The sequence below is a fragment of the Mesorhizobium sp. M0239 genome (assembly GCF_040321815.1).
Classification (GTDB): domain Bacteria; phylum Pseudomonadota; class Alphaproteobacteria; order Rhizobiales; family Rhizobiaceae; genus Mesorhizobium.
Map to the genome: position 1 here is coordinate 1 of NZ_JAMYSG010000091.1, position 1,797 is coordinate 1,797.

3 pseudogenes are annotated in these 1,797 nt (G+C 60.8%); 1 reads left to right on the top strand and 2 read right to left on the bottom strand.

What is annotated here, in order from left to right:
* Positions 1 to 605 precede the first annotated feature (605 nt).
* Positions 606 to 1,387: pseudogene (locus NKI99_RS33685) on the bottom strand (IS110 family RNA-guided transposase); the annotation flags it as partial.
* Here NKI99_RS33685 and NKI99_RS33690 point away from each other — a divergent pair.
* Positions 1,359 to 1,508, top strand: a pseudogene (locus tag NKI99_RS33690) (ATP-binding protein); the annotation flags it as partial. The pseudogenes NKI99_RS33685 and NKI99_RS33690 sit on opposite strands and share 29 nt — an antisense overlap.
* A gap of 53 nt (positions 1,509 to 1,561) precedes the next feature.
* Here NKI99_RS33690 and NKI99_RS33695 read toward each other — a convergent pair.
* Positions 1,562 to 1,797 (bottom strand): annotated as a pseudogene (locus tag NKI99_RS33695) (transposase); the annotation flags it as partial.

Consider the following 1,797-nt stretch of genomic DNA (forward strand, 5'->3'; position numbering starts at 1 on the left):
GCCGACGCAACTCAAGCGGTAGCGGCTTGCCCATCGCGGTCTCCTTTCAACCGCAATGAATCACGAACTCAAATCAAGGGGAATCTGGAATCCCTTAAATCGCGACGCGCTTTAGCCTCTCTATTCGGCGGTTTGAATTCAAGCGCCTTGTAGCTCTTTTCCGCTTCGCCGGCATTGGAGGTCTTTCGCGGGGCCTTGCTTCTCTCCGGGATCGGCGCTCTGGCCCTACCTCTTTATGGGGTTTCAGAAGAATGAGGTGGAACAATCTGTCGAGCGCCTTGATTGCCGATGATGGGCAATCCAGGCAAGCCAGTCGGCGAACTCACCTCATCCTCATCCCGCGAAGGACAGCTTTCCACCTGCCGGTGGACCTGTGTCGCAACCTCCTATCGGGGGCGATGATTGTCACATTTGATCCTGGTTCATTCCCTATCGATCTCCTTGTTCGGGCGATTGGGCGACCATCTCCTCGTCCCGATCTGATTCCGCGCTGCCCGCCGCGCGCAGTGATCGTCAAGGGTGGGGACCGAAGGGCCCATCGCGCAACGACTTGCCCTTGACGGGCACGATCACGGCGGCATGCTCACGCGCTGGTCGTGACACGGTCAGCCGGCGGCGGGCATGATTTCCGTCCTGGTCCAGCGGAACTGTGTGCCGTCCCTCCAGATGCGACGCATGATCACCGCCAGCCGGCGGGCGAGCGCAACCATGGCTTTCTGCTGGCCGCGCCGCTTGGCGACGGTCATCGCCCAGGCCTTCAGCCAGGACCATTTAGTCACCCGCGTCAGCAGGGTCTGCGCGGCCTCGTAGAGCAACGTTCGCATCATGCCGTCGCCGCATAACGAGATCCCGCCCACCCGGCGGCTTTCGCCCGATTCATGGAGCGCCGGCGTCAGGCCCAAAATCGACCCGACCGCCTTGGAGTTGCGGAAGCGAGCCGGGATATCGATCGTCGCGGTGTAGGCCAGCGACACGACGGGGCCGACACCGGGGATCGACATCAGCCGGCGGCAAACCTCATCATCTCGGACGATCGCCAGTAGCTTGCGGTGCAGGGCGGCAAAATTCTGGCGCAGCATGCGGCGCGCGTCGAGCAGCGGTTCGACGATCTCAGCCAGATCGGGCATGCCTTCGGTGAGCTCGCGGATCCGCTCCTCGAACTTGACCGAACCGACCATGCCGACCTTGAGCCCAAAATTGCGCAACAGCCCGCGAACGTCATTTTCAATGGCAATCGCCTTTTCCTTTAAGAGCTTGCGCGCCGTCAGCAACGCCCGACGCTTCTGGCTCGTCAGGTCTTGATATGCACCGGGCGGAACAGATTGACCCGCATCATCTGCGCGATCCCGCGAGCATCATTGCGGTCGGTCTTTTTGGATCGCCTGCTTCACCATTCAACTGTGATCACCATCAGGGGGGACAGCTACAGGCTGCGCGAAAAGCGACGGTCCGGCCTTCTGCAGAAGGTCGGCTCGGTGCCCGAAACAAACGAAACAGCAAACCACTGAAGGGGTCAGTTCTTCAGTTCGCCAAAGGGGTCAATTCCTGGATTCGTTTGACACCATGAGCCTTCGGTGATCGATTTGCGGGTCAGCCAGGTCAGGCGCGACATCGCGCCAATGATTAGCAGTCGGCGGATATCAGCTTGGCCCGCCTTAGAAATGCGTCCGAGCCGCTCTTTTCCACTGGAGGAGAATTGGCGCGGAACAAGACCTAGCCATGCGGCAAAGTCGCGCCCGCACCGAAAGCTCTCTATGGGCGGGGCAAAGGCCTCAACAGCCAGGGCGGTCAACGGGC